Source organism: Streptomyces microflavus (assembly GCF_014650075.1).
GTDB classification, from domain to species: domain Bacteria; phylum Actinomycetota; class Actinomycetes; order Streptomycetales; family Streptomycetaceae; genus Streptomyces; species Streptomyces microflavus.
The window spans coordinates 168406-188159 of record NZ_BMUG01000001.1 but is presented as its reverse complement, the minus strand read 5'-3'; the positions used below and the strand labels follow the sequence as shown (position 1 = coordinate 188159).

General features: G+C 69.6%; 20 protein-coding genes and 1 pseudogene. 9 read left to right on the top strand and 12 right to left on the bottom strand.

Annotated elements, in window-relative coordinates; translation table 11 throughout:
- Positions 1-75: 75 nt before the first annotated feature.
- Positions 76-282, bottom strand: coding sequence for a DUF397 domain-containing protein (locus IE264_RS00805; RefSeq protein WP_032759955.1), 207 nt, complete (start codon positions 280-282; stop codon positions 76-78).
- Between the two features lie 10 nt (positions 283-292).
- Positions 293-1156, bottom strand: a complete 864-nt coding sequence (locus IE264_RS00800) for a helix-turn-helix domain-containing protein (protein ID WP_032759959.1) — start codon at positions 1154-1156, stop codon at positions 293-295.
- A gap of 307 nt (positions 1157-1463) precedes the next feature.
- Here IE264_RS00800 and IE264_RS00795 point away from each other — a divergent pair, with 307 nt between their 5' ends.
- The 4 genes from IE264_RS00795 to IE264_RS00780 all read left to right on the top strand — a co-directional run bounded on the left by IE264_RS00795 (position 1464) and on the right by IE264_RS00780 (position 3992).
- The gene (locus IE264_RS00795) at positions 1464-1979 is read left to right on the top strand and encodes a hypothetical protein (protein ID WP_032759960.1); all 516 of its coding nucleotides are present in this window, start codon (positions 1464-1466) and stop codon (positions 1977-1979) included.
- Between the two features lie 292 nt (positions 1980-2271).
- Positions 2272-2514, top strand: coding sequence for a DUF397 domain-containing protein (locus tag IE264_RS00790; protein WP_032760000.1), 243 nt, complete (start codon positions 2272-2274; stop codon positions 2512-2514).
- Between the two features lie 90 nt (positions 2515-2604).
- Positions 2605-3054, top strand: coding sequence for a hypothetical protein (locus IE264_RS00785; RefSeq protein WP_032759963.1), 450 nt, complete (start codon positions 2605-2607; stop codon positions 3052-3054).
- Positions 3055-3092: 38 nt separating this feature from the next.
- Entirely contained in the window at positions 3093-3992 is a 900-nt protein-coding gene (locus IE264_RS00780; RefSeq protein ID WP_078657630.1) for a JmjC domain-containing protein, read from the top strand.
- A gap of 98 nt (positions 3993-4090) precedes the next feature.
- Here IE264_RS00780 and IE264_RS00775 read toward each other — a convergent pair whose 3' ends face one another.
- Positions 4091-4720, bottom strand: coding sequence for a hypothetical protein (locus tag IE264_RS00775; RefSeq protein ID WP_032759965.1), 630 nt, complete (start codon positions 4718-4720; stop codon positions 4091-4093).
- On the bottom strand, positions 4717-5850 hold the full coding sequence (locus tag IE264_RS00770; protein WP_032759967.1) for a M20 family metallopeptidase: 1134 nt from the start codon (positions 5848-5850) through the stop codon (positions 4717-4719). Before IE264_RS00770 ends, IE264_RS00775 begins: the two co-directional genes overlap by 4 nt.
- A gap of 216 nt (positions 5851-6066) precedes the next feature.
- On the opposite strand from IE264_RS00770, the gene IE264_RS00765 reads away from it, so the two are divergent.
- On the top strand, positions 6067-6993 hold the full coding sequence (locus IE264_RS00765) for a LysR family transcriptional regulator (protein ID WP_032759968.1): 927 nt from the start codon (positions 6067-6069) through the stop codon (positions 6991-6993).
- Positions 6994-7065: 72 nt separating this feature from the next.
- On the opposite strand, the gene IE264_RS00760 is transcribed toward IE264_RS00765, so the two are convergent.
- A complete protein-coding gene (locus IE264_RS00760) occupies positions 7066-8139 on the bottom strand; it encodes a hypothetical protein (protein ID WP_032760002.1) in 1074 nt (357 codons plus the stop codon).
- 252 nt (positions 8140-8391) lie between these two features.
- Between IE264_RS00760 and IE264_RS00755 the strand changes: the two genes are divergently transcribed.
- Entirely contained in the window at positions 8392-9336 is a 945-nt protein-coding gene (locus tag IE264_RS00755) for an endonuclease/exonuclease/phosphatase family protein (protein WP_234316182.1), read from the top strand.
- On the opposite strand, the gene IE264_RS00750 is transcribed toward IE264_RS00755, so the two are convergent.
- Positions 9316-10446, bottom strand: a complete 1131-nt coding sequence (locus IE264_RS00750) for a hypothetical protein (protein WP_032759970.1) — start codon at positions 10444-10446, stop codon at positions 9316-9318. The two genes, IE264_RS00755 and IE264_RS00750, sit on opposite strands and share 21 nt — an antisense overlap.
- Before the next feature lie 181 nt (positions 10447-10627).
- Positions 10628-11239, bottom strand: a complete 612-nt coding sequence (locus tag IE264_RS00745; protein WP_032759972.1) for a hypothetical protein — start codon at positions 11237-11239, stop codon at positions 10628-10630.
- Between the two features lie 164 nt (positions 11240-11403).
- Here IE264_RS00745 and IE264_RS00740 point away from each other — a divergent pair, with 164 nt between their 5' ends.
- Positions 11404-12183, top strand: coding sequence for a MerR family transcriptional regulator (locus tag IE264_RS00740; protein ID WP_032759973.1), 780 nt, complete (start codon positions 11404-11406; stop codon positions 12181-12183).
- Positions 12184-12217: 34 nt separating this feature from the next.
- Here IE264_RS00740 and IE264_RS00735 read toward each other — a convergent pair whose 3' ends face one another.
- Positions 12218-12760: a DUF642 domain-containing protein gene (locus tag IE264_RS00735; RefSeq protein WP_229887332.1), complete on the bottom strand. Its 543-nt coding sequence runs from the start codon at positions 12758-12760 to the stop codon at positions 12218-12220.
- Between the two features lie 483 nt (positions 12761-13243).
- Here IE264_RS00735 and IE264_RS00730 point away from each other — a divergent pair, with 483 nt between their 5' ends.
- Complete coding sequence (locus IE264_RS00730; RefSeq protein WP_015608783.1) at positions 13244-13477, top strand: hypothetical protein; 234 nt, start codon at positions 13244-13246, stop codon at positions 13475-13477.
- A gap of 102 nt (positions 13478-13579) precedes the next feature.
- On the opposite strand, the gene IE264_RS00725 is transcribed toward IE264_RS00730, so the two are convergent.
- Together IE264_RS00725 and IE264_RS00720 are read right to left on the bottom strand one after the other, a co-directional pair.
- A complete protein-coding gene (locus tag IE264_RS00725; RefSeq protein WP_032759975.1) occupies positions 13580-15730 on the bottom strand; it encodes a discoidin domain-containing protein in 2151 nt (716 codons plus the stop codon).
- A gap of 215 nt (positions 15731-15945) precedes the next feature.
- Complete coding sequence (locus IE264_RS00720) at positions 15946-18159, bottom strand: discoidin domain-containing protein (protein WP_032759976.1); 2214 nt, start codon at positions 18157-18159, stop codon at positions 15946-15948.
- Between the two features lie 272 nt (positions 18160-18431).
- On the opposite strand from IE264_RS00720, the pseudogene IE264_RS00715 reads away from it, so the two are divergent.
- Positions 18432-18713: pseudogene (locus tag IE264_RS00715) on the top strand (MFS transporter); the annotation flags it as partial.
- A gap of 89 nt (positions 18714-18802) precedes the next feature.
- Here IE264_RS00715 and IE264_RS00710 read toward each other — a convergent pair.
- Both IE264_RS00710 and IE264_RS00705 read right to left on the bottom strand, forming a co-directional pair.
- Positions 18803-19375 carry a hypothetical protein gene (locus tag IE264_RS00710; RefSeq protein WP_032759978.1) on the bottom strand — a complete coding sequence of 191 codons (573 nt, stop codon included), beginning with the start codon at positions 19373-19375 and terminating at the stop codon, positions 18803-18805.
- Positions 19376-19427: 52 nt separating this feature from the next.
- Positions 19428-19622 carry a hypothetical protein gene (locus IE264_RS00705; RefSeq protein WP_190167556.1) on the bottom strand — a complete coding sequence of 65 codons (195 nt, stop codon included), beginning with the start codon at positions 19620-19622 and terminating at the stop codon, positions 19428-19430.
- Positions 19623-19754: the final 132 nt, after the last annotated feature.

Genomic DNA, 19754 nt, shown 5'->3' with positions numbered 1-19754 from the left:
GGGACGGCAAGCTGACGGCCACCTTCGACTCCACAGAGGGCCTGGCCCTGGCAGAGACCGCCAGGGCAGTGGGTGTTAGATACGGCTCTCGCTCTTCACTCCGGCCACAAACGCCCCCCACGCAGCAGCCGGGAACACGAAGGCTCCAAGGCTGCGGTCCTTCGAGTCACGAACCGCGACACCTTCGTCCGGCACCGCCTGGAACTCGACACATTGACCCTGGGTGTCGCCGCTGTAGGACGACTTGATCCATGCTTCGGTCGGAAGATCGTGCCGCATCATCGTGAGCCTCTTACTCGTTCTCAAGATCCCGCGCAGCGCGCGAGATCACATCCATGGACTGACGCGAAGATAGAGCGGCTGCACGTAGCTGGTCAAAGGCACTGCGGTAGTTCTCTACGGCCCCAGTCTCTTCGAGGTACAGGCCGCCATCCAGATTGTCGAGGCCGACCACGTCCAGTTCCATCGGGTCCGGATACGAGTAGACGGTGAACGGACCGTCCATGCCTACGTAGGCGCCCTGCGCGTACGGGATCACCTGTACGGCGATGCCAGGGCGGTCAGACACTTCGATGAGGTTGCGTAGTTGTGCAGCAGTCACGGCAGGACCTCCCACCTGACGATGGAGCACCGACTCGTCCAGTATGCAGAGGTACTGCGGAGCATCATCCCGATCGAAGATCGCCTGCCGGGCAAGACGAAGGTCAACGAGCGTCCGCACTTCCTCGTCGCTCATCCGCTTGCTCCCCGTGCCGCGGATGACCGCCTCGGCGTACGCATCGATCTGAAGCAGCCCGGGAACCACCACACTCTGGTAGGCGTAGATCCGGACGGCGTACGACTCCAGCGTCAGTCGCTCCTGGAAGTCCGGCTTGAGCTTGTCTGAGTGCTGCGACCACCAGCCCTTCTGCTTGCTCTGCCGCTGAAGGGCAAGCAGCGCCTCTCTCATAGGTAGATCGACCTGATACATGTCGAGCAGAGTCTTCAGCTCAAGGGGCCGGAGCCCCTGCCGACCGTTCTCGATGCGACTCATCTTCGTCTTGTCGCCGTCGATGGTCTCACCGGCCTGCTGAAGGCTGATGCCGGACTCCTCACGGAGCCGGCGCAGTTCAGACCCGAGCCTCTTCTTTCGCACCTTCGGTTCCGGATGTGCCACCCGATATTCCCCTCCTTCGCCGCGGACCAGTGTGCCGCATGGGCCCGTTCGAGCTTCGTCATATGCCTGTTGAGTTTCCCAATGCTAGGTAAATCTCAACGTTGAGCCTACTCATGTTGCACATCATCGCTACTTGGGTGCAGTCTGTTGAGCAGCAGCAGCCGACTGGCTTCAACTAGTCAGCCGCATAGGGCTGGTGACGGATCTCAGCGGCTGCGCTACGTCCTCGCACGGGCGTTCGCGAACCCGACTCGCCACCCGTGTGTGCACATCGAGAGCGCTACGCGCCTGGGCACAGGAGATCGTGATGACTCACCCCCCGATCAACAGTCCACGGGAGGCGGCCGGCAACGCGGCGGCCGAAGGGCCACCTCTGGACGTGATCCACGCGGAGCTCGACGCACGCCGAGTCCTGACGCTTCAGTTGGGTACAACCACCCGCTCGGCGCTCGACGAGGCCGCCTCTTCACTGCGGGGCAAGATCATCGCCTTCGCAGACGAAGTCTTCGCCGCAGAAGCAGGCTTGACCTCGACCGATCGCAGCTTCCGGCTCGAAGTGACCCACCTCGTTGATAACCAGCCGCTTCCAGACGCCCTGTCCCACGAGGTCTACGCCCACGTACGAGCTCAGGCGCGCGTGCTGCGAAGGCTTATTGCTATGAAACAGCAGCCCGAAGGGTTGTCTGCCCGATCGATTGAGGGACGCCCTCCGCTCTCTATTCGACCTCGGCCTACCCACACGACAGGGTTCGCTGAGCAGGCTGAGACGTACGTGGTGCCCAGCGGGCTCGCTTCTCCCCACCCGGAGCGTGACGGGCAATGAGCGAGCGGGCCCGCCAGATCGCCTACGTCATCTGCCTCGCCACTATCGGCTCATCGATCGTTGCCGCGGTGTGGTTCGAGCGGTGACGCCTTCGGCGTAGGCGCGAACAGGCCCTACCCGTAGGCCCTTTGCCCCGGGCCGCCGCAAGCCGACGTCTGGCTCGGGCCCCCCACCCCACAGACTCCCGCCCGGCTGTCTCCATGGACGGTCGGCAGCCGGGCGGGGCCAGGAGCACGACGGTGCGGAGACCGTCTCTCCGCAACATCAGCACCGGAAGGACTTTCCCATGACCATGACCGGAAACCTCTACACGCTGCCGATTCCGGCCGCCGACGCCTTCGCCACCTACTGCGGCGGCAACGCGGGCGGGTCCAACGAGACCTGCGTGAGTCTCGCCGCCATCCCCGGCGCGGAGGCCTCTTTCGTCATCCGTGACAGCAAGCCCGAGGGTGCGGGCAAGGAGCTGCGATTCACCGCGGCCGAGCTCGACGACTTCGCCGCCGGGTGGGTCAGGGCGAGGGGCCTGACGCTCTAACCTGGCCCCCTTCCTGAGCACGAAGCACCACGCAGTGGGCCGGACCGGACATCCTCCGGGCCGGCCCGCCTCCCCTAGCGAAGGGCGCAGATGACCTGGTCAGGGCACTGGCATGGATACGGCCCGTGGACCGGCAACAGAGACGCGTACGGCCAGGAGGCCCTACGCCGTCCGGGTGCAGAACTGAACTCCGAACAGACCCGCGCGTTCGTCGCCTCGACGCTGCCGCCCCTCATGACCGGGCACTGGCTCATGCGGCAGAACCAGACCGCCGTGGAGCGCACCTGGACCCGCGTCGTGGGTGCCGTCACCTGGCTGAAGAGCACGTACGAGGCGAATCCCCCCGCCGAGAGGGACGACGGTGGCCGCGCCTACATCACCCTCGAACACAAGATCGCGTACGCGATGGACTCCCTTCCCCGAGGCGTCGACGTCTGCTGGGTGCACTACACGAAGTCCCAGAGCTTGATCTCCTTCTCGGTGGTGTGCTGCCTCAACCACCACCATCCGGGCCTTCCGTGCCCCCTGCCGCCCTCCTGACCGATCGGCGAAGCGAACCGAAGCGAGGAAGTACACCCATGTCCCTCAGTCTCTTACTGCCCGGCCCGGGCGTGACGGCGCTCCTGACCTCGTGGCCGGACGAGCCACACGTTTACGAACGCGAGGCCGGCGAGCTCGACCGTGTGATCACACCGGAGAGCATCGACCACTACCTGGAAACCGGGTGCGTACCCGCCGACGAGATCGCCGTCGTGAGCAACGGTGCCGCGCTGCATCCCGACCGCCATCGAACGGCGGGCCGGACCGACCCGGGGAAGCTGCGGAGCCTCTACGAGGACGGCCATACGATCCGGCTCGGCAACCTCCAGCGGGTCGTCCCCTTCCTGGCGGACGTCTCCCGTGGAATTCAGCAGGAGACCGGCTACAGCAACTACCTGCACGCCTTCGTGACCCCACCCGGACGTCAGGGCCTGCTCCACCACTGGGACCAGCAGATGGCCGTCATCGTGCAGATCGCCGGCATCAAGCGGTGGCAGCTCTGGCGCCCGATGTTTCCCTCCCCGATGCGGGAGTACCAGGAATCCTTCCGTGTCTGGGACCCCGGGTTCATCCCCCGGTGGGAAGCCATGGGCCCCGACCTGGAGATCGATCTCCGGCCGGGTCAGTCCCTGCTCCTGCCGCGGGGGTGGGTCCACAATCCCCACGCGCTCGACTCCGGGGTCCGAAGCATCCATCTGACGTTCGCGATCCGGGAACGTACGCCGGTCTGGGTCGCGGAGAAGCTCGTCGGCCGCGTGATCGAGAAGGACAGCTTCCGGCGCGTCATCCTTCCCGGTGACATCGGGGGGCATCGGCTTTCGCAGCAAGTACGGGACGTCAGACAGGCCCTCGTCGAGCACTTGGCCGGTCTCGACGTCGACGACTTCGCACGGTCCCTGCACCGAGCCGCTCTCTCGGAGAAGGAATACACCACTTGAGTCGATGAATCGGCAGTCAGGGCCCGCTTGTCAGAGGGCGGGGACGGAAGGTTGGGCCTCCTCACGCCCACCCGAGGTGGACGCAAACGGCCTCAGAATTACACCCCCGCCTCCCACGGGTCCACCGACGGCTTCAGGCCGAACCTCCGGTTCAGCAGCGCCTGCGCTGACTTGAGGCTCTTGATCCCTTCGTCGAACGTGGACCACCCCCGCAACATCTGTCCGGTCTCCTGTAGCGACTGGATCGTTCTGCCGTCCTTCGGCACCGAAGCCAGGACCTCGCGCACCGCCCCGTCGAGGTGCTCGATGGCGGCCGCCCAGGCCGACTGGGTCTTGGGGTCGGGGATGGGGCCCATCAGCCGGGCCGTGCTGAGCGCATCCGTGAGGCCGCCGAAGTCCAGGACCATGAGTTCGAGGGCCTCGCGGGGGCGGCCGGATTCGGCGTTCCGGGCTTCCTCGATCAGGCTGACCATCGCCGTCTCGCCTCCGTACGTGTACCACTTGTCGACGGCTTCAGCGATCTCGGCGGCGGTACTCGGTGTGGGTGAGGCGGTCGGGGACGGGGATGGGGGTGGGGGCGAGTTGGGAGTCGGCGACGAGGTCGGTTGCGTGGTTGGTGTGGCGTCGGCGCGGGCCGGATCGGCGTCGGTTCCCGTGCAGGCGGTGAGCAGCGCAGCGGTGACGACCGTGAGCAGCAGTGCGACGCGGGCGCGTCCGGGGCGGTTCATCGCAGGGTCCTGGTGACCAGTTCGGCCAGCAGCCGGGACCGGGGGATCATGCTCGCAACCTCCACGTATTCGTCGTCGGCGTGAGCGCCCGCGCCCACCGCTCCCAGCCCGTCCAGCGTCGGACAGCCCACGGCTGCCGTGCAGTTGCCGTCCGAGACGCCGCCGACGGCGATCCCGCGCAGGGGGCTCTGGCCGAGTTCCCGGGCGATCCGGGAGGCGAGGGCGAAGAGTTCGGCGGAGGCCCCGGGTTCCATGGGCGGGCGTCCGCCGATGCCCCGGATCTCCAACCGGGCTCCGGGTGTGCGGGGCGTCAGCCCCCGTAGGAGCGTGTCGATGTGATCCTGCGCGGCCGAGGTGGGTACGCGTACGTCCACCGCGATCCGCGCCCGTGCGGGCACCGTGTTGGGTGTGCTGCCGGCCGACAGCAGGGTGGGCGTGACGGTCGACGTGCCCGCGCCCCCGCCGGTTGCCGCCGAGTCTCCTGACACCCTGATTGCCCCGGAGCCCCCTGCCACCGCCGCCCCGATTCCCGCGATGGCCAGCACCTGATGCGCCGCCTCGACCGCCGCGTTGACGCCCTTCTCGGGGTCCAGCCCCGCATGCGCCGCCCGTCCGTGCACGGTCACCTCGTAGCGGGAGCTTCCTTTACGCGCTGTCTTCAAGGCCCCGTCCCGGTCGCCGGACGCCTCCAGCACGAACGCCGCCGCACTCCCCCGCGCCGCCTCCTCGATCAGCTCGCGCGAGGTCGGGGAGCCGATCTCCTCGTCCCCGTTGACCAGCACGCATACCCCGTCCAGGGTGCGGAGGGAGGCCAGGGCGTGGAACATCTGGACCAGTCCGGCCTTCATGTCGAGTACGCCGGGCCCCCGCGCGATCCCTGCGGTCACCGACCACGGCCGGGCCTCCAGCGAGCCCGTCGGCCACACCGTGTCGTGGTGCCCCACCAGCAGCACCCGTGGCGTGCCGAAGACCCAGCGCAGATGGGTGGCGCCGTCGATCACGATGCTCTCGGGAGCGGCCCCCAGCAGCCTCGTCCCCAGGGCGCCCACCGCCTCGGCGCTCCGCGCCAGCGCGGCGTGGTCGGCCGAGTAGGACTCGCAGCGCACCAGCGCCTCCAGATCGGCGAGCATGGCCGGTATCGCGCTCGCCTCTCTCGTATCAACTCGTCTGCTCAGCACGGCACTTCCCCTCGTCGGGCAGGGGGATTCAGATCCCCCGGGGTGATTGGTGCGGCCCGTGTGCGGCCGCCTCATCGACGCTAGGGCGAGGCGATACATTCCACCAGCGACTGGATTGCATGGGAGCCATGCGGCAGGGGAATGGGTCGCGCTGAGGAGGGGTGTCCCTTGTTCGACATCGACGCGTTGCGACTGCTGGTGACCGTGGCGGGGGCGGGTTCTTTCACCAAGGCCGCGGTGAGCCTCAACTACACGCAGTCGGCGGTCTCCCGGCGCATCGCGTCCCTGGAGCAGGAAGCGGGCGGGCCGCTCTTCGAGAGGCTTCCGCGAGGCGTACGGCTGAACCCGGCCGGCCGCGCCCTGTACCGGCACGCCGTGGACGTCCTCGACCGGCTGTCGCGTGCGGAGCAGGAGTTGGCCGTGCTCCACCGGGGGCATGGCGGGCTGCTGCACGTCGGGGCGTTCTCCACGGCCAACATCTCGTTGGTACCCGCCGCTCTACGGGCGTTCCGGCAGGCCAGACCGGATGTCGAGGTCATCGCGGTCGAGGGCCGCAGCGGTACGTTGACGGCCCGGCTCGGGGACGGGGCGCTCGACCTGGCCGTGGTCAGCGACTATCCCTCCGGGCTGCCCTCCGCCGACGGAGTCACCACGACACCGCTGTGTGAGGACGAACTGCTCGTCGCCCTCCCCCGCGAGCACCGCCTGGCCGGAGCCGATGTGATCGATCTGCTCGAACTCCGCGACGAGGCCTGGCTCCAGGACGCGTACGGGGACCGCCCCACGATGCTCGCCGACGCCTGCGCCCGGGCGGGCTTTGCTCCGAGGAAGATCGTCCGGATCGCGGAGTGGGCGGGGAAGTTCGGTTACGTGGCCGCGGGGCTCGGCGTCGCGCTGGTCCCGTCCCTGGCCGCCTGGGCGGTACCGGACGGACTCGTACTCGTCCGCCTCACCGACCCGGCCCTGCGCCGCACCCTGCACATCGCCCTCCCTGCCACCCCGCTGCCGGCCGCGCTGACCTTGCGCGGTCTGCTCCGAACGGCAGCCGCCGACGGCCGGGGGCTCCAAGCTCCGGCCCCCGGGCAACCCGCATGAGGCGTCAGATCCGGCTATGGATGTTATGGATATGGAGTGGTGGCCACCGAGTTCGTCCACGGTGGCCACCGCCTACTGGAAGCTCAGCCTATGCGGGTGGAGCGGATCGGCCGGGCAGGTGTGCACGCGCATCAGGCCACGGCCGAGGTAGACACCGACCGGGTCGATCACGCGCGGGTCGTTCGTGGCATCCCTGTCCTCGATGGGCAGCCAGCTGCGCGAGGCGCCGTCGCACTCCCACTTGTCCACGGTGAGCAGGAGCGGCATCGCTGTCCCGCACACCTGGCAGTCGACCGGAGCGGGGTCGGTCAGGTGCCAGGAGGCGAATCCTCCGACCTTCCAACCGGGGGCGATCGACAGGTCGCTCATGTAGTCGATCTCTTCGGGCTCCTCCGCGCGCGCCGCGGCCATCGCGGCCTCGTACTCCTCGTACGTCGCGTAACTCGCCGCCGAGGGGGGACCCTCGTCCTCTTCACCGTCGAGGAGCCCCTCCTCCCATGCGGAGATCTCCTCTTGAAGCCCATGGTCCAACAGCCCGAGATACTCGTGCTCCACCACCTGCTCCGGGTGCACGACACATGTGGTGGGGACGCACTCTGCCCGGCCGGCGACCGGGGGTTCGGGCTGCGGCGTGAGTACGGCCCCGACATCGGCCGAGCGCCGCCACTTGAGCACGACGTCGATCGTGCGGTCGGGCCCATGGGCCTCGAACGGGCACCAGAAGACCTGGAGCAGGTCGTGGCCCTCCGGCCCCACGAGATCGGGGATATCCCACGCGGACAACTGCGCGACGGCCAGCATCGGCAGGGCGTCGTCATCGCGGAGGTCCGGGATGTGGTCGGCCGCCTTCATGGCGTCCAGCAGGCGCTGTTCGTCCTCGGTGAAGTCCCGCCCCCGTGCGTCGTCCTGGATCCGGCGGCGCAACCGCACGTCGGAGAGGAGGTGGCCGGTGCCCTTCGGGTGCACGGCGGTGCACACCGGCCACGGTTCGTCGGCCGGCCAGAGCAGCGGTCCCGCCACCGAGCTGTCCCCCACACCGGGCACACCGTGCCGGGGGTGCAGACGTGTCGCTGTGCGCCGGTGGGCCGCGAGGGCCGGGAAATCCTCTTCGATGTCGACGGGACGCGGCGGGGTGGTGCGGGTCATGAAAGGCCTTCCCAGGATGCTCGGTGACCCGCCGAATGGGCGTCGGCGGCGGTCAGCGTACGTCTTCGAGATCGCCGTCCGCACCTCGCCGAGGCCGCTCGTACCGAAGTGATCCGCCCGGAAACTGATCGCCGCCACCGCTCGTCCTGAGAGGCAAGGCCAAGGGGACGGGAAGACATGGTGCGGCAGGCGGGCGGTGGTGTGACGGCGGCGGCGAAGGGGCGGGCCCCCGGCGGTGAGGGGCGGCGGGGGATGGTGGTTGCCGGGATCGCCGTTGGCGTGGCCGGGGTGGTGGGGCTTCACCGGGCGATTCCCAACTCGCCCGGGCGCGTGGGAAGTCTGGTCGAGTCCTTTCTGCCGTGGGCCGGGGTCGTTGTCGTCCTGTTGCTCGTCGTCGCCCTCGTGCGGCGGTCCGGTGTTGGCCTGGTGGCTCTGCTGCTGCCCGTGGCCGTCTGGGTGCAGGGCTTTGGGGGGTTGCTCCTACCCGGGGATGGAGTCCGGTCCGATGCGCGGGAGTTGGTCATCGTGCAGCACAACGTCAGTGACGAGAACCCTGATCCGGCCGGGACCGCCCGGGCGCTCGTCGCGGCCGGGGGCGACCTCGTCGCGCTGGAGGAGGTGGTGGTGCCTGCGCTGGCCGTGTACGAGGACGTTCTCGGGGCCGACTATCCGCATCATGTCGTCCATGGCACCGTCGGGCTCTGGTCCAAGTACCCGATCGCGGAAAAGCGGTTGGTGGATATCCGGCCTCGTGCGTTCGAGGCGGGGTGGAGCCGCGGGCTGCGTGCCGTCGTGCGGACGCCGTACGGGGACGTCGCCGCGTACGTCGCTCACCTGCCCTCCGTACGGGTCGGAGCCGGCGGGCTCACCTCCTCGCCGCGCGACGAGAGCGCCCGGATGCTGGGGGACGCCGTTCGCGGCGAGGAGGTTGGGGCCGTGATCCTCATGGGGGACCTCAACGGCACCGTCGATGACCGCGGACTGGAGCCGTTGACCTCGCAGTTGAACGTTGCCGAGCGCGGGTTCGCCTTCAGCTTTCCCGCCGCCTTTCCGCTGGCCCGGATCGATCAGGTCCTGGCCCGTTCCGCGACCGTCGGCCATATCCGTACGCTGCCCGCCACCGGCAGCGACCACCTCCCCGTCGCCGCCCGCGTCACCCTCGACCCGCTCCAGCCCTCAGGCCGGTTCGCCCCGTAAGGCGTCCGCCTTCGCCACCGCCACGAAGCGTTGGCGCCAGGTCATGTCGGGCGGGAAGTCGTACGTGTCCGTGTCGACCATCCAGTTCGCGTACGCCGTCGCCCGGCGGCAGTCCGCGCACTCCGTCTCGTCGCCCAGCGGCCGGAAGACGTGGTCCTCCTCGGCCTCGCTCGTGCAGGTGATCAGGGCGCGGACCGGCGGGGGCGGCGGCTCCGGAGGCGTTACGGGGGCAGCTGCCACCGGGCACTTGTGGGTCAGGCGGTGACGCAGGAAGCCGACCGCCGAGCGCACCCCGCCCATCGGGGGTTCGGCCAGGAGAGCGTGCCGTAGCTCCGACTCCGTCAGGCCGCGCTCCAGCCACTTGGCCGCCTCCACGGCCAGGGCTCGCGCCTCGCCCACTCCCAGCAGCAGCTCGCGGCGGGTGTGGCGCAGGGAGAGCAACACCCTTTCGGCTCGGGTCAGTTGTGGGGAGGGGGGCGGTTGGGGCGGCCTCGCCTCTGCTCCCGGTTCCTGTGCGGGAGTTGGCCGATGCCCGGCTTCCGGTTCCGGCCCAGGTTTCGGGTCCGGCTCTGGCTCTGGGTCCGGATCCGGCTCCGGTTCCGGTTCCGGTTCCGGCTCTGCTTCGGAGGGTGGGTGGGGGGTGTTCTCATCAACGTGTTCTTCCTCCGGTACATAGCCACCGGCCGACGGAGGAGTCGGTTCACCGACCGTCGGAGACTGCGCACTCGGCAGCGGCGCGGAGAGGCGCTCGGCCCGCGTCGACCCCGCCCCCTCGGGCGACAGCCGGTCGCGTACCGCCCTCGCCTCGTCCCGCGTCAGCGGCGTATTGGTGAAGAGCTGTTCCGTCACCCAACGGCCGCCGTCGCCCTGGCCCCGCCACTCGTGGACGTAGCCGTGCTCGATCAGTTGCTTCTTGGCCTGCTGGTACGCGCGGCCCTTCATCTCCAGCTTCCGGGCCAGTTCGCCGAGCGGGCGGCCGGTGGCGGATTCGGGGAGGCCCTGGACGTACAGGAGCAGGATCTTCGCGTCGCTGTTCATCCGCCGGTCGCGTACGACGGCGTGCGAGGCCTTGGTCCAGCCCGAAGAGGGCGCGATAACATGACGCAGCATTTCTGGTGGCGCTTTCCACTAGAGGTGTAGGCCCTCGGCGGGTGTTGACGCACCTCCGGGGGCCGCCCTGTGCGTGTGCGTGCACACACAGGGTGATGACCTCGTCACCGTACCGCACTGCTCTCATCTGCCACCACGCGAACGCGAGTTCGGGAGGTGAGCGAGTACGCGCCCTCGGCGGTCACGTCTCGCGTCGCCAGATCCGCCGCCACTCCTCCTCGCGGGCCTCGGCCACCGCCCTGTTCACGTCGGTCCGCTCTCTTGCCCGTTCGACGCCGCAGGCTGCACACAGGCGGTGGATGTGCCATGCCGTACGCCAACGCGTCACGCCCGCGTCGCGGCCGCAGGCCCTGCAATACGGGTCGCCTGCCGCATCTTTCAGGATGCGGCTCACCACCGTGGGCAGCGGTTCCGTGGGGTGCCAGGTGGGGTCGGGGCAGTAGGCCAGGCTGCCTTCCTGGCGCCGGAGGCGGACCCACGCCCGGTCAGGGCCAGCCGGTGGGATGCGGCGCCCACCCAGGGCCTTCTCCCTGCGGCGACGAGCCACGAACGCCGACTCGGCCTCCAGCCAGAGCGTTCGGGCCTCGTACAGCTCCTCCACCGCCCGGACCAGCGCCTCCGGGTCGGACTCCAGCAGGGCGGGGATCCGCGCGCTGCGGGACAGATGGTGGTAGGTCGCGCGGAAGCCGTACACCGCGAAGCCCACCACACAGGTGCGCAGAGCGGCGTGACGGGCGCGGGGCGAGCGCGCCGTGTCGTGTACGCGCAGCCGGTGCGTCTCGAAACTGGGCATGGAGGTGAGGCTACGGTTCCCGGTTCCCGGGCCGGCGCGGTGGGGCGGACCGCCCGTTCGCTGGGGCGCCCCCTCGTTCGCGGCGCTTGCGGTTGCCGCAACGTCAACTCCTAGTGTCGTGCCCAGGGCCGGAACGACCGGCCCGGCGATGGGAGGCACCACGCATGGCCTGGTCGATCGCGGACGTGTGCCGCATGTCCGGGGTGAGTTCGCGGACGCTGCGCCACTACGACGCGATCGGTCTGCTGCCACCCGCGTGGATCGCGGGCAACGGGCACCGCCACTACGAGGAGGCGGATCTGCTGCGGCTGCAACAGATTCTGCTGATGCGGGAGTTGGGGCTTGGGCTGCGCGAGATCCAAGCGGTTCTGGACAGCCGGGCAGATCCGGTCGCGGTACTGCGCGAGCACCAGCGGCGGCTCCTCGGGGAGCGGGACCGGCTGGAGACGCTCGTCCGGACTGTCGGGCGGACCATCGCCGAACTGGAGGAAGGCGGGAAGATGAACAAGACGGTGAAGATCAACAGGCCGGAGAACCTGTTCGAGGGGTTCGAGGACGAGTCGGCCGCGGCCGGGGCGGAAACGGAAGCCGAGGTGCGCGAGCGATGGCCCGAGGCGTGGGAGCAGGCGCGCGAGGCCAAACAGGCGATGACCGCCGACGACCAGGACTGGTGGCAGCGTGAGGTGACGGCCCAGATGATCCGCCTCGCGGAGTTCATGGCGGCCGGTGTGCCGGTGGATGCCCCCAAGGTGCAGGCCGAACTGGACATTCACTACGCGGGCATCCGCCGGTTCTGGACCCCGAACGCCGAGGCGTACAAGGGACTTGGGCAGACCTACGTCGACGATCCCCGCTTCCGGCGGAACTACGACCGGATCGCGGAGGGCCTGGCTGTGTACCAGCGGGATGCGATGGCCGTCTACGCCGACACTCTGCTGAGTTGAGCTGAGCCGGGGCGCCCCGGACACACAGGCGCAGTCAGCCGGTGGGCGGGCAGAGGACCAGGAGGCAGCTCTGGACCACTACGTCATCGATGACGGGGCCCGCGTAGCCCGGCGTGGTGCTGGCGAAGGTCAGCGTCGCGGACGTGTGGAGGAGCGTGGTGAAGACCGCGGTCTGCTGTACGTAACCCATGTCGCGGAACCCGCGGCCCGCGCTGTGGAAGCTGAAGGTCCGCACGACCGCGCCGTTGACCCTGAACTCCCCCTTCTTCACAGCCGGTGGCTGCGCGACGTTGCCCGCCAGTTTGAATCGGACGATGTACGAGGTCAGCGGGAGGGTGGGGACCGTCTGCGAGACGCTGCCCGGCGCGTTGCCGCTCAGGTCGACGGACTGGTGGCCGCCCGCGGCGTCCCAGAACCGGTCGGAGACCAGGTCGACACTGTCGCCGCCGACCGTCCAGGGGCCCAGTGTCTGCCCGGCGGTGTGGACGGTGAACGGAGTCGGGGGCGGGACGGCCGGGGTCTCGAAACCACCGGACAGCAGACCGGTGGTGAGCCTCTCCGTGGCCGCGTCGTCCACACGCTGCACCGCCGCCGAAGCCGAAGCCGCCTCCGAAGCCGAAGCCGAAGCCGGGGCAGTCGCGCAGAGCAGGAGAACGGCGGCTGACAGGGTTGCCGCCGAGGACACGGCGGAGGGTATGGGCAGGCGCGGTGTACGCATCAGGGCCTTCCGGTTCGTACGACGCCTCGCGGCGGGGCCCTGTGCGAGAACCCTCTCGGAGTGTGCGGTCCGCGCCGAACCCCGCCAAGAGGACCCTGCGGGCCTCGGCCCCGCACCGCAGGGACAGGAGCCGATGCCCGGCGGGTACCGGGGCGCGTGAACGGTGGCGTACGCCCCTGGAAGCCCGGCGCTTCGACCTGCGGTGTTGCCGCACCTTCATCCCGTTGCGCCGCTCCGGGGCGGAGGGGTCTCGCGCCGGGGCGCGAATGGCGTGAGTGCGCTTCCATCCTGTCGGCACGCGACAGCCGGTGAAACCGTGAAGAACGGGCAGAAGGACCTCTCGTGAGTACTTCAGCGATATCAACGGGAACGCCGATCTACGACCTCCTCGTCCAGGAGCGCGGGGACGTCCGGGCCGAGGCCCGCACCGCCGCCCAGGAGACCCAGGACACGGCGCGGCGGGTGCTGGACTGGAGCAGTCTGCGTTTCGCCGCTGCCCAGCGGGAGGAGCGGGCGTTCTCCGCGTTCGGCCGCTTCGGTGACGAAGGGCAGGTACGGGCTCTTCCCCCTGCTTAGCGCCGCCGACGGGCCGCGTCCGGTGAGTGCCGTTCGTACGGTGGGGGCCGCTCCAGGTCGGAACGGCCCCCACCGACTGGCGCTGATCAGCTGATCAGCTGATCAGCTGTAGATGCCGAACTCGTGCAGCGAGTAGCCCCAGCCCGTGCCGCGGGCGGTGAGCTGGAGCCGCACGTGGCGTGCCGTCTCGGTCAGGGCGATGGTGTCGATGTCACCGTTGCCGGTCGTCGTGGTGTGGACGGTGCGCCAGGCGTTGCCGTCGTCCGAGACCTGGACCTCGTACGACTTGGCGTAGGCCGGGTCCCACACCAGCTGCAGGGTGCGGACGGGCGTCCGCGCACCGAGGTCGACCGCTATCCACTGCGGGTCGCTCCAGTCGCTGGCCCAGCGGGTGTCGGTCCGCCCGTCCGTGGCGCGCTCCGGCGGGCAGGGGCAGTCGCCGTACGAGGCCTGCGAGCTGGAGGCCGTGGTGGGCTTGCCGAGCGCCACGTTGGTGCCGTTCACCGGCGGGGCGACGACCTTGACCGACTCCGTCTCGATGCCCGCGTTGCCCTTCCCGTCCTCGGACTGGATGTAGACCTTCCACACGCCGAGCTTCTCGGGAGCGGTGACCGCGAACGTTCCGTTGCCCGTGGACCTGAACTGCGCCGGGACGAGCGCCTTGTCACCGGTGGCGTAGTTGCCGCTGAGGAAGATCTTGTTCGTGAGTGGGTCGCCCTCGGGGTCGCGGATGTCCGCCCGTACGGTGAACTCCCCGCCCGCCGGGGCCAATCCGGCCGGTGTCACCGTCATGTTGCTGATGACCGGCGGCAGGTTGTCACCGGCGTTGGAGCCCGTGAACACCTTCTTCACCGAGTAGTACGACAGCCGCTTCAGACCGTCGGGGATCAGGTTGAACCACACCCCGCCGAAGTCGTGCTCCAGGCCGTAGTGGAAGAGGGTCGCGCCCAGGGCGACGCCCTGGTGGCCCGTGGTGCAGTCCCAGGCCTTGGTGTAGCCGTCGCGCTTCTGTACGTCGGTGGGCTCGTCGGGTACGCCGTTGGCGTCGTCCGGCACCTCCCACTCACCCGCGGGGCCGGTCTCGGTGATGATGTAGGGCTTGGTGTAGCCGCCCTCCACCCAGTCCTGGCGGACGCCGCAGATGTCGCCGTACGCGTTCATCGAGTACAGGTCGAGGTCGGGGGCGTTGCGCTTGTAGTACGGCCAGGCGCCCGTCCACGCGTCGGTGGAGGTCACCGGGTGGTCGGCGTCGATGGAGTGGATCCTCTTGGCCGCGTCGTTGACGAAGGTCGTGTACGCGTTGCGCTGGGCCTCCAACTCGGCGCCGCTGTAGCAGTTCTGGAGGCCGAGGACGGACTCGTTGCCGACGTTCCACATGAGGGTCGCCGGGTGGTTCTTGTAGGTCTCGACCCACTTGGCGATCTCGGTGAGCATGGTCGTCTTGTACGCGGTGTCGGTGACGTAGTTGGCGCAGCCGCCGCTGCCGGGGCCACCGCCGGGCTGGAGCCAGAAGCCGTTCATGACGCGCAGGCCGTTCGCGGCGGCCGCGTCGAGGAGCGGCTTGGTGCTCGCGTCCGTACCCCAGGTGCGGACGGTGTTGACGCCCATCGACTTCAGGTCCGGCATGTACCGCTGGGCGTCCGCCATGGACGGGCCCCAGGTCAGGCCCTTGACGGTGTACGGCTGGCCGCCGACGGTGAGCTGCCACGCGCCCTGGCCGCCGGTGACCTTGACGGCGCCGCCGGCCGGGGGCGGGGTGTCGCCCTGGGTGCCGTAGACCTGGAACTCCCAGAGGGAGTAGCCGTAGCCGCCGGGGCGGGCGGTGCCGAGCATCCGGACATAGCGGCCGGAGCCGGTGAGGGCGAGGTCGTCGGTGCCGCCGTCGCCGTCGGTGACCTTCCTCAGGGTGGTCCAGTCGGTGCCGTTGTCGCTGGCCTGGATCTCGTACGCCTTGCCGTAGGCGCCCTCCCAGGTCAGCACGGCCCGGCTCAGGTCGGACTTCTTGCCGAGGTCGATCCGGATCCACTGCGGGTCGGACCACTGGCTGGCCCAGCGGGTGCCGGTGAGGTCGCCGTCGACGGCCTGGGCGGCGGAGAGGCCGTCGCCCTCCTGCGAGGAGGCGGTGGCGGTCTTGCCCTGGGAGATCAGGGGGTCGGCGGCCCGTGCCTCGGTGGGCGCGGTGATGACGGTGAGGGAGGAGGCGAGCAGGGCGGCGAGGGTCAGGGTGAGCGCGGGTCTGCGCAGGGAGGGCATGGCGGCTCCTGAGGAGGGGGCGGATTGCGGGGGTGCGGGGGGCGCCGGGGGGTGCGAGGGGTGCGGACGGCCGCCGTCGGGGAGGACGGCGGCCGTCCGTGGGAGAGAGCCAGGAGGGTGGGCGGGGAGCTGCCCCGGGCCGGGGTCAGGCCCGGCCCGGGGAGTCGTCCCCCGCCCTGCGGGCCACCGCAGGGCGTTCCACCGCGGGGGACGGATCAGGGGAAGGAGACCAGAGTGGACGGCACGGTCGAGGTGCCGGCCGGGACCGTGGAGGCTCCGGTGCTGTTGATGACGTGGTTGTAGTGGCCCATTCCGCCGAGCGACACCACGAGCAGGCTGTGGAACTTCACGCCCGGTTTCACCGGGGCCTTGAAGCCGTGTTCCTGGATGATCGTCGGGTCGACGTTGTAGTTGCAGTAGCTGCCCATGCCCCAGCCCTCGTGGACGTCGACCGAGTCGTCGACCCGGTAGGCCGCGTAGCCCCGGGTGTCGCCGTTCTGGATGGCGGCCTGGTTGGGGGCGTCGTACGCCTTCTCGTTCTGGTAGAAGATCGTGCGGCCGCGCTCGCCGTACCACTCCACGTCGTACTTGTTGAAGTGCTCCACGAAGAGGCCGGTGGCGAGGACGTCGTCGCCGTAGACCCGGACCCCGTAGTCGGCGCGGTTGGTCTCCCAGCCGACGCCTTCACCGTGGTCGGCACGCCACACCCAGGTGTGGTCGATGATCACGTCGTCGCTGTGGACGGCGATGGAGGTGGTGGCCTTGCCGGCGCCCGCGCCGCCGATCCGGATGTAGACGTCCTGGACGGTGGTGGGGTTGGCGGCGTGGTCCGCGGAGGAGTTCTGCGGGCCGACCTCCAGCAGGGTCGGGGAGTTGACCGTACCGGCGTCGATCAGGAAACCGGCGAGCTTGACGCCGGAGACGTCGGCGACCTTCATCGCCGTCACGCCGTTGTCCGGGATGATCGTGGCGAGGCCGAGGCCGAGCACGACCGTGTCCGCACGGTTGATGTTGATGGTCTGGTCGACGTGGTAAATGCCGGGCGTGAAGAGCAGGTTGAGGCCCTGGGCCAGGGCCTGGTTGATGGTGGCGGCGGTCGCGCCGGCCTTGACGACGTAGAACTGGTTCAGGTCGATCGAGGTGCCCTGCGGGGTGCCGTTCCAGGAGACGCCCCGGGCGTTGGTGCGCTTGGCGGGGACGAAGACCTTGTACGTGTTGCCGTCCAGGTAGAGGAACGGCTTCTCGCGGGAGATCGGGGTGGTCTGGAGCGTGGTGTAGCGGGGCTCGGGGAACGAGGTGGCGGGTGCGCCCTCGACGCCCGAGAAGGTCTGGTTCCAGACGGAGTTGGACCAGCCGCCGATCGTGCTCTCGCGGGTGTACCACTGCTGCTGCGAGTAGTTGCCGATCTCGCCGTCGACCTTGGAGTCGGCGATGTAGCCGCCGCTGGCCCAGCCGTAGCCGTTCGGGGCCAGGTTGAGGCCGCCCTTGACGTGCATGCGGCGGAAGGAGGCGGCCTGGGAGACGGCCCAGCGGTTGGTGCCGCTGACCGGGTTCAGCGCCAGGTTCTCGGCCGAACGCCAGAAGTTCTGCGTCGCGTTGCCGTTGAACCAGCCGGCGTCGACGGTCACATCACCGTTGATGGTGGTGTCGTCGGGCTTGAGGCCGAGGCCGGAGATCGAGGTGTAGAAGCCGATCTCGGCGTTGAGGTTGTTGTAAGTGCCGGGCTTGAAGAGGAACTGGTGCCGCCCGTTGCCGAAGTGCGACGCCTCCTGCTGGTCGAACACCTCGTCCAGCTTGGCCTGGATGTTGGGGGTTGAGGGGTCGAAGATGTGCACGTTCGGGCCGAGGTCGCCGCCGCCGGGCAGCTGCGGGCCGCCGGTACCGCCGGACTCGCCGTAGACCTTGAACTCCCAGAGCGAGAAGCCGTATCCGGTGCCGCGGGCGGTGCCGTAGACGCGGACGTAGCGGGCTTCACCGCTGACGTTCAGGGTGTCCGTGCCGCCGTCGCCGTTGGCGGTCTGGTACGCGGTCGACCAGTCGGAGCCGTTGGTGGAGAGCTCGACGCGGTAGCCCTTGCCGTAGGCCGTCTCCCAGTCCAGGACGACCTGGCTGAGCTGCGTGGTCGCGCCGAGGTCGACGCGGATCCACTGCGGGTCCGAAGCAGCGCTGGACCAACGGGTGTTGGCGTTGCCGTCGACGGCTGCGGTGGCCGGGGTGCCGTAGTTCTCCTCGCTGGACGCGGTGACCGGCTTACCCTGGGAGAGCAGTACGGGTGCGGCCTCGGCCTTCGTGGCGGGGACGAAGGCGAGAAGGGTGGCGGCCAGTGCGGTGACCATCGCCGCGACTACGCCGCGGGTCACGGGTCTTGGGGTACGGCGGCCGGGGCCGTGGTGCATCGGGGCCGTTGGGGATATGCCGACTGCGGGCATGCGGGGGCTCCTCGAGATGAAACCGGGGTGGGAGAGCGCTCTCCCGGAACCTTGCCCGCCGCATCGGTCGCGGTCAAGAATCCCGACACGACTTTTCTTTCGGCTTGGATTAAGTCGATGCCCGTGCACGGGCACTGACGTCAGGTCAGACAGAGCCCCGGCCCATGGGGGTCGGCGAATTGACCCATGTTCTCGGCGTCCAGATGCACCCTGCTCCGGGTCGCTTCCGCGCCTACGGTCCTTGCATGACCACGTCCCAGGCGCCTCGCCGCATGAACTTCCCGGCTGCCCCCGGCCGTTCAGCCGTCAAGGGGTGGCTCGCCGTCCTGGCGGTGACCCTGGGCATCTTCTCCCTGATGACCTCCGAGCTGCTCCCCGTGGGCCTGCTCACCCCCATCGGTACCGCCCTCGACGTCTCCGGGGGCACCGCGGGACTGATGGTGACGGTGCCCGGTCTGGTCGCCGCCGTCTCGGCACCCCTGGTCACCGTGGCCACCGGGCGCGTCGACCGCCGTATCGTCCTGGTGGTCCTGATCGGACTGATGGGCCCTGCGCCTGGTGCCGGCCAGGCATGCCGGCCGGGCATGCCGGCCGGGCCACCGCCGTCATCTTCGGCGGTGGAGACTCGGGCGGGCGGTCGCCCTCAGCTGTAGTCGTCCGGGTGGTCCTGCATCCAGGTGTTGATGCCGTCGCGGGTGCCGACGATCTCGGAGAAGTGCTTCTCCAGGTTGGACGTCGACCGGTCCTCGCCCAACGTGTCGAACAGGACCTTCATGTCGGCGAGCGGCTTCTTGAAGTGGCCGGGGCCCTTGCCGTCCGCCCGCATCGACTCGTCCAGCTCCGTGAGCTCCTGGGTGACCCGGCCGAGGAAGTAGGCGCAGTCCCCCGCCCCCGGCGTGCAGGTCTCGCCGAGGGTCGCCTGGAGGGTCGCGAAGGCGTCGCGTACGGCTGCGGGCTCCGGTTCGGCGGGGGCGGTGGGCTCCTCCGTCCCCTCCGCGGCCGCCCGTTCGGCCTGGTCGGCGTTCGCCTCCGGGTCGGCCGACGGGGACGCCGTGGCGGACTGCGCGGAAGGGTCGGCGCCGAGGCCGCCATCGGTCCGGCCCTGGGAGCAGGAGACCAGCGCGGCGGCCGCCAGTACGGCAACTGCCGTGGTGCGGAGACCCGTTGCGGCAGCCGATCTGCGGATGCGGCTTCGGACAGTCGTACGTGCAGCCATGAGGCCCCCCTCGTGTGATGGGTCCAGACCATACCCTCGCGCGGTCCGGCCCTCAGGCCCCGGCCCCGGCCTCCTTCGCGGCCGCCTCGGACTCCGCCGCCGTCGCCTCCGCCAGGAACGCCACCATCTCCCCGTACACCGCCGCCGGATCGTCCAGGTGCACATCGTGTCCGGCGTCCGGGATCACGGCGATCCTGGTCGCCCCGTGACGCCCGGCCATGCGGTCCGCCTCCGGCTGCTTCAGCATCCCCTTGCCGGCCCGTACCACCAGCGCCGGGCAGCGCACCTCGTCCCACGCGTCCCAGTAGCCCCTCCCCTTCGAGCCCCTGCCGGTCCGGCGGCTAGCCTCGGCAGGAACAGTGACACGGACACGGACACG